The organism is Lysinibacillus sp. EB106-09-02-XG168, from assembly GCF_058791475.1.
Map to the genome: position 1 here is coordinate 3,231,015 of NZ_JBYTDN010000003.1, position 21,877 is coordinate 3,252,891.

The 21,877-nt window shown below is 37.6% G+C and carries 18 protein-coding genes; 8 read left to right on the forward strand and 10 right to left on the reverse strand.

What is annotated here, in order from left to right:
• Positions 1-43 precede the first annotated feature (43 nt).
• Entirely contained in the window at positions 44-553 is a 510-nt protein-coding gene (locus AC3WSO_RS16625) for a PCYCGC motif-containing (lipo)protein (RefSeq protein WP_492532358.1), read from the forward strand.
• Between the two features lie 36 nt (positions 554-589).
• Here the strand turns inward: AC3WSO_RS16625 and AC3WSO_RS16630 are convergent, their stop codons facing one another.
• On the reverse strand, positions 590-1,129 hold the full coding sequence (locus AC3WSO_RS16630; RefSeq protein WP_492532359.1) for a hydrolase: 540 nt from the start codon (positions 1,127-1,129) through the stop codon (positions 590-592).
• A gap of 612 nt (positions 1,130-1,741) precedes the next feature.
• Here AC3WSO_RS16630 and serC point away from each other — a divergent pair.
• A complete protein-coding gene (gene serC, locus AC3WSO_RS16635; protein WP_492532361.1) occupies positions 1,742-2,830 on the forward strand; it encodes a 3-phosphoserine/phosphohydroxythreonine transaminase in 1,089 nt (362 codons plus the stop codon).
• Positions 2,831-3,050: 220 nt separating this feature from the next.
• Here serC and AC3WSO_RS16640 read toward each other — a convergent pair whose 3' ends face one another.
• Genes AC3WSO_RS16640 through AC3WSO_RS16650 form a run of 3 tightly spaced genes read right to left on the reverse strand, consistent with a single transcriptional unit; the run spans position 3,051 to position 5,093 of the window.
• Positions 3,051-3,473, reverse strand: coding sequence for a Fur family transcriptional regulator (locus AC3WSO_RS16640; protein WP_492532363.1), 423 nt, complete (start codon positions 3,471-3,473; stop codon positions 3,051-3,053).
• Positions 3,470-4,333, reverse strand: a complete 864-nt coding sequence (locus AC3WSO_RS16645) for a metal ABC transporter permease (protein WP_492532365.1) — start codon at positions 4,331-4,333, stop codon at positions 3,470-3,472. Before AC3WSO_RS16645 ends, AC3WSO_RS16640 begins: the two co-directional genes overlap by 4 nt.
• A 13-nt stretch (positions 4,334-4,346) precedes the next feature.
• Positions 4,347-5,093: a metal ABC transporter ATP-binding protein gene (locus tag AC3WSO_RS16650; protein ID WP_492532366.1), complete on the reverse strand. Its 747-nt coding sequence runs from the start codon at positions 5,091-5,093 to the stop codon at positions 4,347-4,349.
• A gap of 304 nt (positions 5,094-5,397) precedes the next feature.
• Between AC3WSO_RS16650 and AC3WSO_RS16655 the strand changes: the two genes are divergently transcribed.
• A complete protein-coding gene (locus AC3WSO_RS16655) occupies positions 5,398-5,634 on the forward strand; it encodes a Nif11 family protein (RefSeq protein WP_079563463.1) in 237 nt (78 codons plus the stop codon).
• A gap of 122 nt (positions 5,635-5,756) precedes the next feature.
• Here AC3WSO_RS16655 and AC3WSO_RS16660 read toward each other — a convergent pair whose 3' ends face one another.
• On the reverse strand, positions 5,757-6,650 hold the full coding sequence (locus AC3WSO_RS16660) for a deoxyribonuclease IV (RefSeq protein WP_492532368.1): 894 nt from the start codon (positions 6,648-6,650) through the stop codon (positions 5,757-5,759).
• Positions 6,651-6,662: 12 nt separating this feature from the next.
• Complete coding sequence (locus tag AC3WSO_RS16665) at positions 6,663-7,964, reverse strand: DEAD/DEAH box helicase (protein WP_492532369.1); 1,302 nt, start codon at positions 7,962-7,964, stop codon at positions 6,663-6,665.
• 746 nt (positions 7,965-8,710) lie between these two features.
• On the opposite strand from AC3WSO_RS16665, the gene AC3WSO_RS16670 reads away from it, so the two are divergent.
• Complete coding sequence (locus tag AC3WSO_RS16670; RefSeq protein ID WP_492532371.1) at positions 8,711-9,766, forward strand: 2,3-butanediol dehydrogenase; 1,056 nt, start codon at positions 8,711-8,713, stop codon at positions 9,764-9,766.
• A gap of 132 nt (positions 9,767-9,898) precedes the next feature.
• On the opposite strand, the gene kdpC is transcribed toward AC3WSO_RS16670, so the two are convergent.
• The 3 genes from kdpC to kdpA all read right to left on the reverse strand — a co-directional run bounded on the left by kdpC (position 9,899) and on the right by kdpA (position 14,618).
• Positions 9,899-10,561, reverse strand: coding sequence for a K(+)-transporting ATPase subunit C (gene kdpC, locus AC3WSO_RS16675; RefSeq protein WP_492532372.1), 663 nt, complete (start codon positions 10,559-10,561; stop codon positions 9,899-9,901).
• 11 nt (positions 10,562-10,572) lie between these two features.
• On the reverse strand, positions 10,573-12,636 hold the full coding sequence (kdpB, locus tag AC3WSO_RS16680) for a potassium-transporting ATPase subunit KdpB (protein WP_492532373.1): 2,064 nt from the start codon (positions 12,634-12,636) through the stop codon (positions 10,573-10,575).
• A gap of 278 nt (positions 12,637-12,914) precedes the next feature.
• Entirely contained in the window at positions 12,915-14,618 is a 1,704-nt protein-coding gene (gene kdpA / locus AC3WSO_RS16685; protein WP_492532375.1) for a potassium-transporting ATPase subunit KdpA, read from the reverse strand.
• Between the two features lie 650 nt (positions 14,619-15,268).
• Between kdpA and AC3WSO_RS16690 the strand changes: the two genes are divergently transcribed.
• The 4 genes from AC3WSO_RS16690 to AC3WSO_RS16705 all read left to right on the forward strand — a co-directional run bounded on the left by AC3WSO_RS16690 (position 15,269) and on the right by AC3WSO_RS16705 (position 21,043).
• Entirely contained in the window at positions 15,269-17,986 is a 2,718-nt protein-coding gene (locus AC3WSO_RS16690; protein ID WP_492532377.1) for a DUF4118 domain-containing protein, read from the forward strand.
• 131 nt (positions 17,987-18,117) lie between these two features.
• A complete protein-coding gene (locus tag AC3WSO_RS16695) occupies positions 18,118-18,822 on the forward strand; it encodes a response regulator transcription factor (RefSeq protein ID WP_492532379.1) in 705 nt (234 codons plus the stop codon).
• Positions 18,823-19,458: 636 nt separating this feature from the next.
• On the forward strand, positions 19,459-20,001 hold the full coding sequence (gene vrrA, locus AC3WSO_RS16700; protein WP_492532381.1) for a VrrA/YqfQ family protein: 543 nt from the start codon (positions 19,459-19,461) through the stop codon (positions 19,999-20,001).
• 73 nt (positions 20,002-20,074) lie between these two features.
• Entirely contained in the window at positions 20,075-21,043 is a 969-nt protein-coding gene (locus tag AC3WSO_RS16705) for a 4-hydroxy-3-methylbut-2-enyl diphosphate reductase (RefSeq protein WP_492532383.1), read from the forward strand.
• Between the two features lie 43 nt (positions 21,044-21,086).
• On the opposite strand, the gene AC3WSO_RS16710 is transcribed toward AC3WSO_RS16705, so the two are convergent.
• Positions 21,087-21,788 carry a response regulator gene (locus AC3WSO_RS16710; protein ID WP_492532385.1) on the reverse strand — a complete coding sequence of 234 codons (702 nt, stop codon included), beginning with the start codon at positions 21,786-21,788 and terminating at the stop codon, positions 21,087-21,089.
• Between the last annotated feature and the right edge of the window lie 89 nt (positions 21,789-21,877).

Consider the following 21,877-nt stretch of genomic DNA (forward strand, 5'->3'; position numbering starts at 1 on the left):
ATGTTATAATGGGAGTATTGTAAACATATAGGAGGCGCTTTTGTTGAAAAAACTTCTTTCTATTTTTGCTTTGTCGTTATTAGTGTTAAGTGCTTGTGGTGAAGATAAACAAGCTGTTGAAAAAAATCCGAGTGAAGCACAAAAAGAAGCTTCACACGAAGAACATGCACATGCTTCTGGAGATATTCAGGAGGAAACTGCATCAGCGGATGTTTTACCATCATTTTTAAACAATAAATCAGAAGATATTCGCTTAGTGTATCAAATCGCTGGACAATCTACAGAAATTTTAGAGTGGATGCCCTGCTATTGTGGCTGTGGCGAATCAGCTGGACATAAAAGCAATTTAAACTGCTTTATTGAAGAAAAACGAGAGGATGGAACAATTGTCTGGGATGATCACGGTACCCGTTGTCTCGTTTGCCTAGAAATTGCTGTACAGTCTGCAAAAATGCATAAAGATGGTATGGACCTCAAAGAAATTCGTCAAACAATTGATAATAACTATCAAGAAGGCTACGCAAAACCAACACCGACTGACATGCCTGCTTAATAACAAAAAAACTCATCGTTATGATGAGTTTTTTTGTTATTTAACGAGTTGTAACACTGTTTTAAATTGTGGATGATCTGCACGCTGTAATAACTCGTATAAAATCATTTCCACGCTTGTTGGTAAAATTCCAAGAGCCTTCATCTTCTCAAGGCCTACCTCTTTATTGGCCTTTGTACGAGACGACACTGCATCTGCAACCACTTCAACCTCAAACCCTTGCTCTTTTAGCTGTCGAGCTGTTTGGTAGACGCAAATATGTGTCTCGATACCTGTCACGATAAATTGAGAACGACCACTTGCCTTCAATGCATCTACAAAATCTTGTTCCTGGCACGCACTAAAAGCCAATTTAGCGATAGGTTGTTGCTCTTTAATATGCTGAGCAATCTCTAACGCTGTCCCACCTAAACGACTAGGATTTTGTTCAAGCCATAAAATCGGTATCTTCAATGCTTCCATAGCTTGTACCAGCTTGGCCACATTTTCAATCACCGCTTCACTTTCATCAACAATTGTCGCTAACTTCCCTTGTACATCAACGACAACTAAACACACCTCTTCTATTGTAAACATTAAAACACCCCTTATATCCGTATTCATAGTTCATTATACCGAAAGTTACTGGGTTTTGTGAAAGGTTAGAAAAATATCGTCCTGTCAGTAGCCCCCCTTCACGATGTTTCATCTACACCATCTCTGGGCTCAGACCTCACCCACGAAATGTGTTCTTCTGAGGAGGAATATGCAAGTGAGTACATATTTGGGGAAGAGTTAATCCACACAAAACAAACACGAACATTTTGTAATTCCAACGATTAGGCAATGCATTAAATCACGAAGTATTAACTCATATTAACATATCTAAATGTCTATTTGTTCGTGTTTAATCTTCCATATCTATTATAAATTTAACTCAATTTTGTACATTTTGTTGCGAGCCTGTCATTATTTTGCTCGAATAGTGAGAATTTTATTTTTTCTCTTGAAAATTGAGTTATAATCCAGTAAAGTGCTTTTATCCGCTTTAACGGTCGGTATATATTTCTAAGTTCTTAAATGAAAAAGTTTGCTAGATGATATAGAACTGACTGTCAAAGCATGATAGATTCAACAACCAATTAGTAGGAACTAAATAACCTATGAATAAGGTTTAACCTTATAAAACAAAACAAGGAGTGTACCACTTTGACACAACGTGCATACAATTTTAACGCAGGACCATCTGCCCTACCACTAGAAGTATTAGAAAAAGCCCAACAACAATTAGTAAACTTCCGTGACTCAGGCATGTCTATTATGGAAATGAGCCACCGTAGTGCCATTTTTGATGAAGTACATAATGAAGCAATTGCTTTATTGAAAAAGCTTTATGCTATCCCAGAAAACTATGAAGTCCTTTTCCTACAAGGTGGCGCTAGTCTTCAATTTACGATGATTCCAATGAACTTCCTTCAAGCAGATCAAAAAGCAAGCTACGTATTATCAGGCTCATGGTCTGAAAAAGCAATCAAAGAGGCTAAAATATTTGGTAGTCCTGTAGAAGCTGCGAGTACAAAAGAAAATAAATACCGTAATATCCCCGCTTTAGCAGATATTCAATTCAATGAAGAGGATGCATATTTGCATATTACTTCAAACAATACGATTTACGGTACACAATGGAAGGAATTCCCTGAAACAGGAAATGTACCTTTAATCGCGGATATGTCTAGTGATATTCTTTCTAAACCAGTTGATGTAAGTAAATTTGGTCTTATTTATGCAGGGGCACAAAAAAATCTTGGTCCATCTGGGGTAACAGTAGTTATTATTCGCAAAGATTTGTTAGAGAAAGCGAATAAAAACATACCTACAATTTTAAAGTATTCAACGCATGCTGACAGCAACTCTTTATACAATACACCACCAACTTTTGGTATCTATATGTTAGGTGAAGTATTAAAATGGGTAGAATCAAAAGGTGGCGTTGCAGAAATTGAGAAGCACAATGAGTTAAAGGCAAAAGTCATTTATAATGCCATTGACAATAGCAACGGATTCTATAAAGGCCATGCAACACCAGAAAGCCGTTCTTTAATGAATATCACTTTCCGTGTTGCTGACGAGGAGCTAGAAAAACAATTCCTTGCTGAAGCAAAAGCAGCAGGCTTTGTTGGACTTAATGGACACCGTTCTGTAGGAGGCTGCCGTGCTTCTACTTATAATGCTGTACCGTTAGAGGCTTGTGAAGCATTACGTGACTTTATGGTAGAATTCCAACAAAAACATCAATAATAAAAAAATCGACGAATGATTTATTTAAAAATCATTCGTCTTTTTTAATATTTGCAATAGAAGTCAAATTCTAATGATATATCTTTTTATAGGATAAGGGCAATAATAGTCAAGAGATATTGAAGCTCCTAGTAGAACAACATAGTTACGATAAAAGGGGTAATTCCTAGTGAAACTCACTTGGAATTACCCCTTTCTTTAAGTATTATCATCTCAAATTTTACAAAGCTTCAGGTTTACACTCGGGACATTTACCGTAAATCTCAAATTTATGGTTTTCAATTTCATAGTTTGGCAGCTTTTCTCCAAGCATCTCCATAGGGCAGAGATTTAGTTCCTTAACATTGCCACAATCCATACAAATAAAATGATGGTGATGATGTTCAGACTCACAATGCATACGAAAATTCCGCTCCCCTGATAACTCAGTTTCATCCAGTATTCCTAGCTTCACAAACGTTGAAAGGTTGCGATAAATCGTATCGAAACTCATACCCGGAAAATCTTTTTTCAAAACACCTAATAAATCTCGAGCAGTTAAATATTTATCTGTTGCAGCAAACATATCTAATATTAACTCCCGCTTATCTGTTTTTTTATAGCCGTTTTCTTTTAAAATTTCCCACGCTTTAGAAACGTTCACTGCGCTACCTCCTCCTGTTTTGCAGCCATTTTAAATACTATTTTCTTCACTAGGATAACAAGTAACAAAATTAAGATAGAAGTAACGACAATCGTACCACCAGGTGCTAAATCTAAATAGAAAGCACTAACTAAACCGATTAACACAGCCGCTTCGCCAAAGACAATTGCATAGATGATTGTTTGCTTAAAGCCCTTTGCAAGTCGCATCGCAGCAGCCACTGGTAACGTCATAAGTGAAGATACAAGTAAAATGCCAACGATGCGCATACTTGCAGCAATAACAAGTGCTGTAATAATCATAAATAAGAGATGGATCCAACGTGCTGGAAGACCGCTAGCTTTTGCATATTCCTCGTCAAAAGATAAAACAAAGAGTTCCTTGAAAAATATAAACAAAAAGATAACGACAACAACAGCAATTCCTACTACTACCCATAAATCCTGACGTGATACAGCTGACACTGAACCAAATAAATAGCTCATTAAATCCGTGCTAAAGCCGCTTGCAAGCGAGATAAAGATTGCACTAATACCAATGCCACCTGACATAATAATGGGAATAGCAAGCTCTTCATAGTGCTTATATACACGTCTTAGACGCTCAATTAAAATGGAACCGCTGACAGAGGCCAGTATACCTAAGTAAATTGGATTTAGCATTGCCAAGGCTGTGACAGATTGACTGATATATAAGCTTCCTGCTATACCCGCCAGTGTCACATGTGACAAGGCATCAGCAATAAGTGAGAGCCTTCGAACGACAATAAAAACACCTAGCAGCGGTGCCAAAATGCCAATAACTAGCCCAGAGAAAAAGGCATTTTGTAAAAATTCATAGTTAAATATTGCTTCAATCATTAGCCTTCTCCTTCTAGTGAATCTTTCTCACGGAATGACCGTACCAAGCATCAAGCGCATCGTGAGAAATTGTATCAAATTCATTTTTGTAACCGTGGAAGTGGATAGTTTGATTTAAACATGCTACATGACTGATACGGTTGGACACTGTATCCACATCGTGTGTAACAAGAATCATTGTAATTCCCTGTTCCCGATTCAATTTCGCCAGCATATCATAAAAGGACTGCACATTCTCATGATCAATGCCGACAGTTGGTTCATCTAATATTAATAGCTTCGGTTCACTAACTAATGCTCTTGCAATAAAGACACGTTGCTGTTGCCCACCAGATAACTCTCCAATATTACGATTCATAAATGCTTCCATTCCAACAGCTTTTAATGCTTCTAAGACGTTTTCCTTTGCATCTCGTCCAGGTCTTTTAAATAAGCCTAATTTTTTGGATAATCCACTTTTCACAACCTCTTGTACGGTTGCTGGAAACCCTGAATTGAAGGCATTCGATTTTTGTGACACATAGCCAATCCATTCACGATGCTTAAAAGTCGTACTTGGTTCACCAAACAGTTTAATTTCTCCAGACATTGGTTTGAGTAACCCTAAAATAATTTTTAATAATGTAGATTTCCCAGAACCGTTCGGACCTAGAAGCGCTAAAAAATCTCCCTCTTCCACACGGAAAGTGATATTTTTTAATACTTGTGTATAGTCATATTGAAATGACACGTTTTCAATATCAATTAATGATTCTTTCATGTATATTCTCTTCTTTCTAATTCAAAATCATTACGATTTAACAAGTTGTAAGTATAAATGAAAGTACAGTTTTTGTAAAGAAAATAAGATCATCCTAACGTGTGGTTGATTTTCGTCCCTACTGAGCGCGTCAGTCTCCACTCCAATCAACTTAAATACTTAGCATACGTTTTAACAAATGGTATCCACAACTTTTGGTGATGGCCAGATAATAAGATTTTTATTGTGAAGGATTTCATAGCTTTCACGACGTTCACAAGAATTTTTTTTTTTTAAATAAACAACTTTAAAAGGAGGATTAGCTTTGAGTATTCAATTTTTACAGCAATTAACACAAAGTAGTGATAAGGAAATTGTTGCGATTGCACGTTCTGAAGGGTTTGAAATTACTACTTCTGAAGTAAAAAAACTCCGGCCTTATTTGGAGCAATTCTCATTTTCATGGCTCTTTTTAGGTATTCCAAAAGATATTCTTGTAGAGGTTGAAGCTGTTTTAGGTAGAAAGCGTTCCAGACAACTAATTGCATTGTTTACGAAATAATCGTTTTCGACTAGGCTAGAATTGTAGCTGTCTTTTGTCCTCGCTATAATTACATTTGCTGTATAAAGATAAAAGAAGCCCGAAAATCAGTACTCATGCAGCTGATTTCGGGCTTCTTTATGCTATCCTCTTAGAGCGTCGATTAACTCTGGTTTAAATTCTCCATTACGAAGCATTTCAATTTCATGTTTATAAGGAGCCGATTTTGATTTGGCATCACTATTTAATGCAACAAATGGTGTTTCTAGAATTTTTGGAATCTCCATTAATTGCGGATGATGGACAATATACTTTAATGCATCAAAGCCAATATGACCGAAGCCAATATTTTCGTGACGGTCTTTTCCTGCACCTCGAACATTTTTAGAATCATTGATATGCAGGACTTTGATACGGTCAACACCTATTAATTTATCAAACTCATTTAAAACGCCATCAAAATCTTCTACAATATTATAACCAGCGTCATGCGTATGGCACGTATCAAAGCATACTGAAAGACGTTCATTATGTGTTACACCATCTATAATTTTTGCAAGTTCCTCAAAGGAACGACCACATTCAGTCCCTTTACCTGCCATCGTCTCTAATGCGATTTGTACCGGGTAATCCTGTGACAGTACTTCATTTAAACCTTCAATAATCTTGGCAATCCCTGCGTCTGCTCCCGCGCCGACATGGGCACCCGGATGCAACACAATTTGTGTTGCTTCCAACGCCGCTGTTCGTTCGATTTCAGTTTGTAAAAAATCTACACCTAGACGGAACGTTTCAGGTTTTTCTGTGTTCGCAATATTAATAATGTATGGAGCATGAACAACAATATTTGTCATGCCATGCTCTTTCATGTGTAGTAAACCGTTCATAATATTAAGGTCAGCAATTGACTTACGACGAGTGTTTTGAGGTGCTCCTGTATAAATCATAAAGGTATTTGCCCCATACGAAAGTGCCTCTTTACTTGAGCCGAGCAGCATTTCTTTTCCACTCATTGAAACATGTGATCCAAGTAGCATTTGAAAGCCTCCTTATTTTTTACCGCGAGCTTTTAAGCGACGTTCACGCTTTTTAATTTTTTCCATTTCCCATTTCATATTACGTTTATAGCCTGGTTTTACTTTTTTCGGCTTACGTACTAATGATTTAGCTTTCGCATCGATTTCATTTTCATGCTTCACACGATTTTTACGTGCATGACGCTCTTTTAATTCAGACCATTCGCCATTTTTTACGTCTTTTTGAACAAATGGAATGCCCATTTTCTCAACACGTACTACTGCATCCTCATCTGATGGCTCAAACAATGTGATAGCAGTTCCTTTATTACCTGCACGTGCTGTACGTCCCACACGGTGAACAAAGAATTCTAAGTCCTCTGGAATTTCGTAGTTAATGACATGTGAAATTCCTTGAATATCGATACCACGCGCTGCAAGATCTGTTGCAACGATATATTGATAGTCCAACTCTCGAATTTGCTTCATCATCTTCTTACGATCACGCGGACTTAAATCACCATGTATTTGACCACAGCGAATCCCATTTTCATTTAAATAGCCTGCAACTTGCTCTGCAGTTTTACGTGTGTTAGTGAAAATGACAGCTAAAAATGGATTGATTCCTTCAATAACTTCCAACAAACGTTTGTTACGTGATTTAGAACGCACTGGTACAAGCACAAAGTCAATTCCTTCTGCTACCGGGCGTTTATCGTTCATATGGATATGAACAGGTGCTTCCATATATTTTTTTAAGAAAGGCTGAAGCTTTTCTGGAATTGTTGCTGAGAATACAAACATTTCAAGGTTTTCTGGCATTTGGGAAGCAAAACCATCGATTTCCTCTATAAAGCCCATATCGAAGGCTAAATCTGCCTCATCGACAACTAAAATTGGCGCCGTATGCACAAATAACGCTTGCGCTGAAACGAGATCACGAATACGTCCTGGCGTTCCGACAACAATTTGTGGTTGTGTTTTTAACTTATCAATGGAGCGTTGTTTGTCCGTACCTCCAATAAATAATTTCGCTTGAATTGTTGTTCCTTCTATTAATTGATTTAACGCATCAAAAATTTGTTGTGCAAGCTCACGTGTAGGTGATGTAATAACAGCTTGTACTTCCTGCTTATCAGCATTAATTCGTTGCACTATTGGAATTAAAAAACTATGTGTTTTTCCTGTTCCTGTATGCGCTTGTCCGATTGCACTTTTTCCTTTTAATAATAGCGGAATGATTTCCTTTTGAATCGGCGTTGGTTCTGTAAAGCCAAGTTTTGCAATTGCGTCCTGCAAAAATGGCTGAAAATTATAATCAGTATATTTTGACATAATTCGTTCCTCCTAACATCTTTCACATTGTATCATGATTCGAACTCCAGGTATATTAACGTCCTTTTATCTCAAGCATGAACATCATTTTATATTTTTATCATGGCTGTAGCAAAGCCCTTATCAAAGTTACTCGAAATGCAGTAAATATGCAATAAAAAAAGCGCTCAAACTCGTAGACAAAAGCCCCATTTTGTGAGGAGTTTCAAAACTGTCTCATTTCCTCTACGGTGAGCTTCTATCACAATTTAGTCTAGATTATTTAGCAGTTAAACATAATGTTAATACTATTTTGATTCGAACTAATCATATTAATGATGAGGAACCATTGATTTTTCATGAAGAGTGGTGGATGCTACAAAATGCATCACTTGAATTTAAATAACATTTTTTAGGCACTTGTGCTGACTTTTGGAAAAATCCTTTTATCACTAAGCGATAAAAGGATTTTTTCATTGCTATTTTGCTAATATTCCCTCATTTCAACTGATTGTAGTGGAGAAGCGAGTAGCCCGTAACGGAAATCAGCCTCCTCAAATTAATTGGAATGTATAAAAATGGTTAATCAACACATCTGACACTTTATTTTATATTTATTATTTTGTCGACAAGCTGAAAGCACCATAATGCTGTTGAAAGAAGCTATGAATAAGTATTTTTTATGTCAATTCATTGTTAACTAATGCTTTGAAGAATTACCATATGTTACGATAAAAATGTAAGATATTAGAGGAGGTTGACTTATCATGAAAGCAGCAAGATGGTATAAAGCAAAAGACATCCGTGTAGAAAATATTGAAGAACCAGTAATCGCACCTGGAAAAGTAAAAATTAAAGTACATTGGACAGGGATTTGTGGTAGTGATTTACATGAATACGCAGCTGGCCCAATTTTCATTCCAGTGGAACAACCTCACTATGTAAGTAAAGATATTGCGCCAATTGTTATGGGCCATGAGTTTTCTGGTGAAGTAATAGAAATTGGCGAAGGTGTTACAAAGGTACAAGTTGGAGATCCTGTCGTTGTAGAACCTATACTTGCGTGTGGCGAATGTGCCGCTTGTAAAAAAGGAAAATATAATATTTGTAAGCATTTAGGATTCCACGGTCTTTCTGGCGGTGGCGGAGGTTTCTCTGAATATACAATGGTTGAAGAAAAAATGGTACACAAAATGCCCGAGGGTCTTTCCTATGAACAAGGTGCACTTGTTGAACCAGCAGCAGTAGCATTACATGCAGTTCGTCAAAGTAAACTAAAAGCTGGCGATACAGCAGCAGTCTTTGGTACTGGACCAATCGGTCTTCTAGTTATCGAGGCATTACGAGCAGCTGGAGCAGCGGAAATTTATGCGGTAGAACTTTCAGCAGAGCGTGCTGCTAAAGCATTAGAGCTTGGCGCTACAGCCGTTATTAACCCTAAAGATGAGGATGCAGTAGCTCGTCTACATGATTTAACAAATGGTGGCGTAGATGTTGCATTTGAAGTTACAGGTGTTCCTGTCGTATTGCAACAAGCGATTGATTCAACAACATTTGAAGGTGAAACAATTATCGTTTCTATTTGGGAAACAGACGCTTCTATTCTACCTAATAATATCGTACTAACAGAGCGTTCTGTAAAAGGTATTATTGCTTATCGCGATATTTTCCCAGCAGTTATGGAATTAATGAAACAAGGTTACTTCCCTGCTGAAAAACTTGTGACAAAACGAATTGCTCTTGAGGAAGTCGTAACAGAAGGCTTTGAAGCACTAATGAAAGAGCGAAACCATATTAAAATCCTTGTAAATTCACAAGCTTAATTTATTTAGTGAAACAGGTAGAGAAAATAGTTTCTCTACCTGTTTTTGATTTATTAAAATTGTTTCCCCCCTATATAGGTGTCGCCCAGTTGTAACGAAGATCACTTTTCATGGCATACGTTTTCACATAAGTCATCCCAACTTATATTTATGAGCCTCTTTTCCCTCTATTTTTTTCATAATATCCAGATTGGCCATAAGGTAGTTCACCTTATTCTCCCCAAATATCCCAAATGCACGTTCTTCCGTATTAGTTTCTATAATTTTTTCAATCTCCCCCTCCGAGAGCCCACTTGCTTGGGCAATACGTTCGACTTGTATTTCTGCAGCCTTCACACTGATATGTGGATCCAATCCTGAACCTGAAGCGGTCATTAAATCAGCCGGTATATCTTGTCGTTTTACGGATGGGTTTGCTAGTAAAAACTTCTCGATATCTGCTTCTATCCGTTTTTTCAATTCTGGATTAGATGGTGCATAGTTAAACGTTCCAGAGCTAACACCACTATAATTCACCCGACCCTTTTCGTCTGGTATCGTATCCTCTCTCATATAAACATTATAATTAACAGCTGAGACACGCCCCCAGAAGTATTCTGGTGCCGTAAAAGCTTGACCGATTAATTCTGAGCCAACAGTTTCACCATCCGTCTCTATTAAACTGCCATTTGCTTTGTGATGAAACAACCCTTGGGCTAATGCAGTCACTGCAAACGGGTATATAAAACCACATAAAACGAACATTGTTAGTGTGATAAGTAATGCTTGTTTTGAGTTTTCAAAAAATTTTCGCATGTAGCTTCCTCCTATAACCCAAACGTATGAAATAGTGGTCCAACTAATAAATCAATCAACTTAATACCAATAAAGGGAGCGATAATACCGCCTACGCCATAAATAAGTAAATTTTTATTTAATAATTTTGCAGCACTCATTGGCTTATACTTGACGCCTTTCATTGCAATTGGTATTAACAATGGAATTATGACCGCATTAAAAATCAAAGCAGAAATAATCGCACTTGTAGGTGAATTGAGATTCATTATGTTTAATGCACTCATCTCAGGTACAGCAACCATTAACATAGCTGGGATAATGGCAAAATATTTTGCGATATCGTTTGCAATACTAAATGTTGTTAAGGCACCTCGAGTCATCAGCAATTGCTTCCCAATTTCTACAACTTCTATAATTTTAGTTGGATTTGAATCTAAGTCGACCATATTAGCAGCTTCCTTCGCTGCATTCGTTCCTGAATTCATGGCTAGCCCTACATTCGCCTGTGCCAGTGCTGGCGCATCATTCGTACCGTCACCAGTCATAGCTACAACTTTACCTTGTGCCTGCTCATCTTTAATAACTTGAATTTTATCTTCTGGCTTACTTTCTGCAATAAAGCTATCTACGCCAGCTTCCTTTGCGATAGCTGCTGCAGTTAGTGGATTATCTCCTGTACACATGATCGTTTTAATACCCATTGCACGAAGCTGATCAAAGCGTTCCCTGAGTCCAGCCTTTACGACATCCTTTAAGTAAATAACCCCCAAAATTTTATCGTTTAACGCTACTACAAGCGGTGTTCCACCAACAGAAGATACTTGCTGAATCAGCTGTTCCATATTTGTAGGAATGTTATGACCTGCATTCATGCTTTCTTTTTTTATCGTATCGTAGGCTCCTTTTCGAATTTTTGTACCATCCTTCATATCCAATCCGCTCATGCGTGTCTGTGCGGTAAATGGAATATGTTCACTTGACTTGATAATGTTTTCTTCATCGTCAGTATTCACTCCTAATTCACAAGCAAGTGACAAAATTGATTTTCCTTCAGGTGTATCATCTGTTAAAGAACTAAGCCATGCAGCTTGAATCAAATCTTTACTTTCCACCCCTTTTACTGGAAGAAATTCAGCTGCCATGCGATTGCCATAAGTAATCGTTCCAGTTTTATCTAATATTAAAGTATCTACATCTCCACACGCCTCTACGGCTCTTCCAGACATCGCAATAACGTTAAACTGTGTTACCCTATCCATTCCTGCAATACCAATTGCCGACAATAATCCTCCAATTGTTGTAGGAATTAAACAAACAGTCAGGGCTATTAATGTTGCGATAGAAATCGGAACATTTAAATAAGTTGTCATTGGATAGAGTGTCACAACAACTAATAAGAAAATAATTGTTAAGCTTACTAAAAGTGTGTTTAGCGCTACCTCATTTGGCGTTTTTTTACGACTGGCTCCCTCGATGAGCGTAATCATTTTATCTAAAAATGATTCCCCTGGCATCGAGGTAATTTCGATCATCAGCCAATCACTCGTAACCGTCGTGCCACCTGTCACTGATGAAAAATCACCACCTCGCTCCTTTACAACAGGAGCAGATTCACCCGTTATTGCCGATTCATCTACTGTTGCAATTCCATCAATGACTTCACCATCGTTTGGAATAACCTCTCCTGCCTGAACTAAAACGATATCGCCCTTTTTTAACTCATGCGCCTGTTTAAGTATTTCAGAGCCATCACTAAGCAAAACACGAGCCTGTGTCACTGTTTTCGTCTTTTTTAATGTTTGAACCTGTGCCTTCCCCCGTCCTTCTGCAATCGACTCAGCAAAATTAGCAAATAGAATGGTAACAAAAAGAATGACAGCGACGATCGCATTATACAATCGGTCATGGTCTCCTACCTCGTTACCAAACATATTCGGAAAAAGTGTTAATAACAGTACGAACATAAATCCTATTTCTACTACAAACATAACAGGATTTTTCACCATATATGCTGGGCTAAACTTCTTTAAAGCGTCTCTCATAGAGCTTTTAAACATAGTGCCCGTAATAAAACTTTTTCTTGCTGTTTCCATAAGTGTCTCTCCTTATTAAAAATCAATTTCGCCTTGGCGTAATTGCCGCTGACGCTTCGCTTTCGCGCAGATAAACAATGCGTCCGGATTTTGAATTGTGCACGCACAATTTATTCCTTTCAAAATCCTTGACATCCGCCGGAGGCCAACACGATGTTGGTCACTCAGTCGTCGTCACAGGACGTGGCGTTCTTAGACTGAGTTCCTCTATTTCAGTAGGTATTCCACTGAAAAGGAGCCACATCCACATTCATCTCACCACATTAAAGGTAGGAGTCTTAAGCTGAATAAAGATAAAGTTGTAAGTGCTCTGTAATTGGCCCAAGAGCTAATGCTGGTAAAAACGTAAGAGCACCAATCATTAAAACGATAGCAACAAGTAAAAATGTAAAGGTTGTATTATCCGTTTTCAATGTTCCCACCGAATCCCTATGAAACATTTTTTTAGCAAGTAAAGACGCTATAGCTAGTTGAATAATAATCGTCAAATAACGTCCAAAGAACATTGCAAGCCCTGTCGTCACATTCCAAAATGTTGAGTTGTCGGCTAATCCTTCAAAACCTGACCCGTTGTTCGCAGAGGCCGATGCAAACTCATATAAAACTTGCGATAACCCATGTGCACCTGGGTTCGTTATGCCCGCTACCCCTGCTGGTGTTGTAACTGCAAGTGCTGAAAATAGTAGGATAATAGCAGGGTGGATTAATATACAAAGGGCAATTAACTTCATTTCCTTCTCTTCGATTTTCTTGCCTAAAAACTGAGGTGTTCGACCAATCATTAAACAGGCGATGAAAATTGTCAGTAGCACATACATCATTATGTTCATCAGGCCGACTCCTTTGCCTCCAAACACAACATTCAGCATCATATTAAACATCGGGATAAGACCACCAAGCGGTGTTAATGTATCATGCATATTATTAACAGATCCCGTTGTAAAAGCTGTAGTCACTGTTGTAAACAACGCTGATTGCGCTACCCCAAAGCGCATCTCTTTTCCTTCCATACTCCCAAGCTCCTGCGAAATTCCGAGCTCACTAATGATTGGATTACCCGCTCTCTCAGCCACATACACAGTAACCAATCCAACTAGGAACAGCACACTCATCGCCGCAAAAATAGATAGCCCTTGTTTGCCAAATATCGTTTTCTCTTTTCTATGTGCGACCATTAAACTAAATGCAACTACACAAGCACCAGGTAATAACATCATAGATAGCATTTCCACAATATTAGAAATGACCGTTGGATTTTCAAAAGGCGTCGTTGAATTCGCGCCATTAAAACCACCACCATTAGTGCCTATATGCTTAATGGATTCAAGAGAAGCCACAGGCCCAAGTGCAATATCTTGAACTTTACCTTCTATTGTTTGAACAGTTTGATTCGCACTTAAGGTTTGCGGAGAACCTTGAGATACTAAAATAATGGCAATAACAATAGATAAAGGCATTAACACACGAGTAATAACACGAACAAAATCTACAAAGAAATTCCCTATAGTATCTGTTTTAGCAACAAGGCGACGGCAGAACGCCATACAAGCGGCATATCCAGTAGCTGCAGATGTAAACATCATAAAGATAATGATTAACATTTGTGATAAATAGCTAAGTCCTGATTCGCCACTATAATGTTGAAGATTCGTATTCGTCATAAAGGAAATAATAGTATTAAAAGAAAGTGTTGCTTCCATATTGTCAATATCATTTGGGTTTAAAAACAGCATAGCTTGAATGCGTAATAGAATATATCCAATAAACACCATAAAGGCATTCGACAAAATTAATGAAAGTATATACTGTTTTCCAGTCATATCCACTTGCTTAATGCCACTTAATTTATAAATAACGGCATCAAATCTATCCATTATTGGATCAAACCATGTTTTTTGTTGCATCGTTACCCGAAATAGATAGTGCCCAGTTAAAATAACGATCGGTAAATAAATAATTAATACGATGGCGATTTGCCACATACCGCAATACCTCCTACAAGCCTATTAATAGTTTTCAGGATAAAGTAATGCATGCCCTAAATAACCGAAAAGGAACACAAGTACAATCCCCATAATAATCCACATTTTTATTCCCCCTAATGTGTTGATTAACCATTTTTATCCCTCTAATTATTTAGAAGGCTCTGATTTCCGCTACGGGCTACTCGCTTTGTCGCTGACGCTTCGCTTTCGCACAGAAAACATTCGCTCCTTGCAGGGTCTCATCTGTCTCGCTTTCCAGCGGGAGTCGAGTAGCCCTACGCTACAATCAGTTAAAATAGGTATACACTAGCAAAATATCATCAAAAAATTCTTTTATCAGCCAATAATTAAACCTACATTTTCTTAATCAATACGCCTGTTATTACCCCTTACTTCTCTTCGACTAGCTTAAAGCACCATGCGGTTAACGCATAAAGACATACAAAGCTTATGATGAGTAAGCCAATCATATAAAAATCCGTCAATTCGAAACACCCCTTCTCTCTTTTGGATGCTCTCATCATACTGGCTTTCAAATTAATGTAGTGTTAGGAAATCGCTTTTTCTATTAAGAAACTATAAAGAAGGAAAATCTTAATACTTTCTTAATGGAAGATAGCGCTATAATACAATTGAGGTGAAAGAGGATGGAAAATACACGTCCAACTCCAGAGACGTTTTTAGCGAGGATTCAACAGGAAGAACAATTTGTAGGGAAATTAAAGATCTTTCTTGGTTATGCTGCTGGAGTAGGTAAAACTTATGCAATGCTTGATGCAGCACATCATGCACAAAAACTTGGTAAAGATGTGGTAGTTGGCTATGTAGAACCACATCCTCGTCCAGATACGTTAGCTTTACTTGAGGGACTTGAGCAAATCCCTACCAAAAAAATAATTTATAATGGGAAACCTTTTCAGGAATTAGATATTGATGAAGTACTGAAGCGTAAACCGGAAATTGTCCTTATTGATGAATTAGCACATACCAATGTTCCAACGATGCGTCATAAGAAACGTTTTGGAGATGTAGAGGAATTACTTGCAAAGGGTATACATGTCTATACAACAGTAAACATTCAACATATTGAAAGCCTACAAGATATTGTAGAGGAAATAACAGGAATAAAAGTACGGGAGCGTATTCCAGATTATTTAATTGATCAAGCTGCACAAATAAAAATTGTCGATATTGAACCAGATGAGTTAATTCAGCGCCTACAAGAAGGTAAAATTTATGTAAAACAACAAGCTGAAAAAGCATTGCAAGCTTTTTTTCGTAAACAAAATTTAGTCTCACTTCGAGAAATTGCACTACGAAGAGCTGCCGATACAATTAACTATAAGCAGGTAAACAGCTGTGAATCTATGAAAAATCCTGTACAAATCGAGGAGCATTTACTAGTTGGTATTAGCAGCTCTCCTACCAATGCCAAGGTTATTCGAACTGCCGCTCGACTTGCACAGGCATTACATGGAAAATTCACCGCTCTTTATGTACAAAATGTACAGGAGCATGATAAAAATAACGCGAATGCTGAACGACTTCAGCAACATCTAAAGCTTGTTGAACAGCTTGGCGGTCATGTCGTAATAGTTCAGGAAGATGATGTAGCTGCTGCCCTTGCCAACTATGCACAAATTAGTGGTGTTACCAAATTAGTCATCGGTAGAACTAGTATGAGAAAAAAATGGTGGCGACCAAGTACGAAAATTAGTGATCGACTCAACGAATTTGTACCGAATTTAGCAATACACATAGTGCCTGATCAGGAAAACGAACAATTCTACTTCCCTACTGTAAAAAATAAGTTGTCATTTGAATGGCTTGACTTATTAAAAATGGCTGTAGTATTTGGCATCGTATCAGTTGTTGGGCTATATTTTAACAAAATTGGTGTAAGCGACTCGAACATCATCACTATATACATTTTAGGTGTCTTAATTCTTGCCATTTGGTCATCAGGATGGATGATGAGCATTATTAGCTCCATCATAGCCGTACTGCTTTTTAATTACTTTTTTACAGAACCACGCTTTTCATTTAACGCCTATCATCGCGACTATCCGATGACCTTTGTTATCATGTTCCTTTCAGGAGTGATTACAAGTAGCTTAACAAAAAAAATAAAGGAACAAACTATTGTAGCTGTTCGTAAATCTTATCGAATGGAAGTGCTCCTTGATACGAATCGTAGGCTTCAACATGCTAAATCTATAGAAGAAATCATTACAGAAGGCATGTCACAAATCGTTAAGTTAGTAGAAAGACCCGTACAATTTTTTGAAATAGAAAACAATTTAATTGCGAACTCAATTTTTTTCCGTACTGAGATCATATCTAGTATTGAAAATAATAAAATAGCTTCCTTCTTTGAGAATCCGAATGAACATGGTGTAGTAAGCTGGGTTATCAATAACAAGCATGTAGCAGGGGTTTCCACTGATATATTCCCTGAAGTAAATGCCTATTATTTACCGGTTATTTCCAACAGGAGTGTTAAGGGGGTTATTGGCATTGCACTGTCAAAGCAATCACCATTACCTGCATTTGAGCGAAATATTTTGCATGCCATTATCAATGATTTTTCATTCGCTCTTGATAAATGGTATTTACAAAAACTCAATGAAGAAGTGGCTAGAGAAGCTGAAATGGAACAAATACGAGCAAACCTTTTGCGTGCAGTTTCTCATGATTTAAGAACACCGCTAACTGCTATTTCTGGTAATGCAGATATATTACTATCGAATGCATCCCAAATTCGAGAGGATGAAAAAATCAAAATATATGAGGATATTTATAAAAATTCAAAATGGCTTGTACAAATGGTTGAAAACTTACTTGCTGTGTCTAAGTTAGAAGATGGACAATTTGCTTTAGAATTACAAATGGAACTTGTAGAAGAAATTATTCAAGAGGCACTAACACATGTCGTTCGTCTAAATAATACGCATAAAATAACCTATCATATTGAACCTGAATTTGTATTTGCTTTAATGGATGCGCGGCTTATTATTCAAGTTCTAATTAATATTATCGATAATGCATTGACTTACACACCATCAGGTAGTGTTATTACTATACAGGTAAAAGAATCTGAACATTTAGTACATTTCAGCATTTCTGATGATGGACCTGGCATTGATGATGCTATAAAAAGCAGCCTTTTTGAGCCATTTACAACTGGAAAAGTACAGCGTAGTGATAGTCGAAGAGGCCTGGGTTTAGGCTTAGCTCTATGTCAAACTATTTTAAAATTACACGAAAGCGAAATAACAGTTGCAGATAATAAACCTAACGGAACGATTTTTAATTTTTCACTGAAAAAAAGTTCATTACCAAAAGTTAAGGATAACATTTATTAATTGGGGCGACTTCTTAAGATCAGCGTCATAGGCGGGATTCTGATTAACCCCCTTAGTAAGCGCCCAATTGCAACAGAAATAACTCCCATCCGCGTTATGGGGAAGAGCCGAAAAAGGAGTAATGAAATTCGATGAATAAACGAATTCTAGTAGTAGAAGACGATGTAGCCATTGGAAATCTAATTAAAATGACATTAGCTACTCAGCAGTATGAATTCGACATTGCACGAGATGGTAATAGCGCTCTACAAAAGGCTCTTGCCATGAATCCAGACGTATTTATATTGGATTTAGGACTACCAGACATAGACGGTGTTGAGCTAATAACAAAGATTAGAAGCTGGACTCAAACACCTATTATCGTAGTTAGTGCACGTGACGAAGAGCACGATAAAATCAATGCTTTAGATGCTGGAGCAGACGATTATGTTACAAAGCCTTTCAGTGTTGAAGAGCTTTTAGCCCGAATTCGAGTAGCTTTGAGAAGAGTATCGTTCGAGCATCAGCTAGAAAACGAACCCTCTGTCTTTGTAAATGGTCAGTTACAAATAAACTACGCGGCAAATACTGTGTTTGTAAACGGTAAAGAAGTACATTTGACGCCTATTGAGTATAAGCTCTTGGTTGTTTTATCAAAGCATGTCGGCAAAGTATTAACGCATAATTTTATTTTAAAGGAAATTTGGCACAATGTACTTCAATCGGATGTTCCAAGTCTACGAGTTTTCATGGCTACTCTTCGAAAGAAAATAGAGGATAATCCAACTAACTCAAAGTTAATCCAAACACATGTCCGCGTTGGTTACAGAATGCTTCGTTGTCATGAAGAAGAATAAAATTTGACCTTCCTTTAACTTTGCTAATCACTATTGTTTTAAATAGGGTACTTATTATTATTGCATATTATTGAAGTACAAATAAGATAATGTATCATTCAATTTTAACTGGGAAATGTAGCTGTTAATGCTTATTCGGAAGACAAGGAATATACTTTGAACAATTAGCTACAATACGTGATGCTATAAAGAAGCAAATAGATGAATCATTAAATAAAGCTATTGCTAAAAATTGTAATTTATATATTTCTAACATTTACAAAGAAGTAATGTCCAATATAGAAAAATTGTTCCTGTAACGCTTGTGTCTCTCCTTCTAGCTGAGAAATAATTCTCATAAATGAATTTGTCGAGAATGTAGCGAGGTAATTCCAAATGTAAAAATTCCATTGGAACTACCTTGCTTTTTTGTGAGCTTTAAAACAGTGATGAACCTTTAATTTTATTCATTTCTTCCTGTACAAACACCGCTTCTTCATTTAATGACTTTGCAACAGCATTAATTTTTTGATGGCCGCAAATTTACAATCGCCCTAGTTATTTGTTTGTGCGTCGAACGCTAACTTACCCTTCTGCATATCATAATTATAATCAGGTATGTCATCAATGATAAATCACTATTGAAAGGAGATCGTTATGGTATTTAGACCACCTTATCAGTACCCAATGTATCCTGGTGGCATGGGGATGCCAAGAATGCCCATGCAAATGCCGATGCAAATGCCCATGCAAATGCCTCCACAGATGTCACCACAGTCCTTTTTCCCACCCGGAGGCTTCCCAAATCAAGCACGAATGCCGGGTGGCTTTCCAATGTCTAGTGGAATAGGATCATTTGGAGGACAAATGCCAATGCCATCTATGCAGGAGCCGTCAAAAGTTGGTTCATTTCTACAACAGGCGAATAACTTATTTAACTCAGCGAAAACATATACGCCTTACATTCAGCAAGCAATGCCAATGGTGAAAAATATTCCGTCACTTTTAAAATTGTATAAAGGATTTCAAGGGCTTCCTTCTGCTGGAGCTGCCGCAGGGGCTGGAGCAGTAGCAGCTGAAGCAGCAGCTAGCGGAGGAGGTGGTTCTAGCAAAAGTCGAAAAGCGTCTCGAGAAAATACATCATATACGCCAGCTAATCCACTTCCGTCTAAGCCTCGTATTTTCCAGCCACCTATGTAGATGAAGGTTTCTTTGTATTCGCCGTTCCTGTCCGTTATAATGTAGATAGGTAAGCTTGAAAGGAGTCACAACCATGCAAGTATTAAAAATTAATCCACGTGGCTATTGCTACGGTGTTGTTGATGCGATGGTCATCGCTCGAAACGCCGCATTAGATAAAACATTACCAAGACCTATCTACATTTTAGGTATGATTGTGCATAATAAACATGTCACGGATGCCTTTGAAGAAGATGGCATCATCACATTAGATGGCGAGAATCGTTTAGAAATTATTGAACAAGTTGAAACTGGCACTGTTATTTTCACAGCCCACGGTGTTTCACCTGAAATTCGTGAAATTGCGAAGCGAAAAGGCTTAGTATCCATTGATGCTACATGCCCTGACGTAACAGTTACACACGATTTAATTCGTGAAAAATCATCAAATGGCTATGATATTATTTATATCGGTAAAAAAGGCCATCCTGAGCCAGAAGGAGCTATTGGCGTTGCACCAGATCACGTGCATTTAGTGCAATCCTCCACTGATATTGACGCATTAAATTTAACGAATGATAAATTACTAGTAACGAATCAAACGACGATGAGTCAATGGGACGTCGCTCATTTAATGGATAGTTTAAAAGAGAAATTCCCACATATTGAAGTGCATAAGGAGATTTGTTTGGCAACTCAAGTACGTCAAGAGGCAGTTGCTCAGCAAGCCGGGGAAGCAGAATTACTTATTGTTGTTGGTGACCCAAAATCCAATAACTCAAATCGTTTAACACAAGTTTCTGTTGAAATAGCAGGTACGCCATCTTATCGAATTGCAGACGTTTCTGAGCTGAAAATTGAATGGTTAAAAGGCATTAATTCCGTCGCTGTCACTGCAGGGGCGTCAACGCCAACACCAATTGTAAAAGAGGTTATTTCATTCCTTGAGCAATTCGATGAAAATGATGAATCAACACATAACATTAAGCGTACAGTTACATTAGATAAAATTTTACCTAAAATTAAAACGCCAAAGCCTGTTGATAAAATTATGCCGTACTAATTGAAAAATCCTGATTGTCTGTTTCGACAATCAGGATTTTTCATTATTTACTAAAATAATAGTTGACCGGACGTCCAATGCCACCATAATGTACATCCATCGTAATTTCCTTTTGCTTTTCTAAATAATCTAAGTATCGTCTTGCTGTTACGCGTGCAATACCTACACCACTGGCAACTTCTTCGGCCGATGCTCCTTCTACAGATTGCAAATAGTGCACAACTTTCTCTAGTGTTGCACGATTAAAACCTTTAGGTAAACTTTTTTCCGGGCGTTCGACATTTGTTTGCTGCACCTCATTATGCCCATCATGATAATGGAATAATTGATCGAGCTCCCCCTGTGTTAACTCACGCTCTGTTTGTATTTGCTTTTTGAAGCGCAAATAATTTTCAAGCGTGCCTTGCACTCGTTCAAATGAAAAAGGTTTCATAATATAATCAAAGACACCAAGATGCAGGACTTGTTTGACAGTTTCCATATCATTAGCAGCGGTTACCGTAATTACATCTACTGGTAATTCAAGTTCACGAATTTTCCGTAAGCTTGTCACTCCATCCTGCTCTGGCATGAAAATATCCATAAATACTAATTCCGGTTTAAGTTTTCGAATTTGAGCAATCCCCTCTACTCCATTTGAGGCTTGTCCAATTACTTCAAATCCAGATATCTTTTCAATAAATTGGCGATTAACTTCTCGCACCATTGGATCGTCCTCTATTAATAAAACCTTTGTTTGTGTCACTGTTAGCCCTCCATACACTTTTTTCTATCTCTATATGTGTAAATTTCCACTAAAGTAAGCAATCTAAGAGAGTCGCACTGTTCCCATAG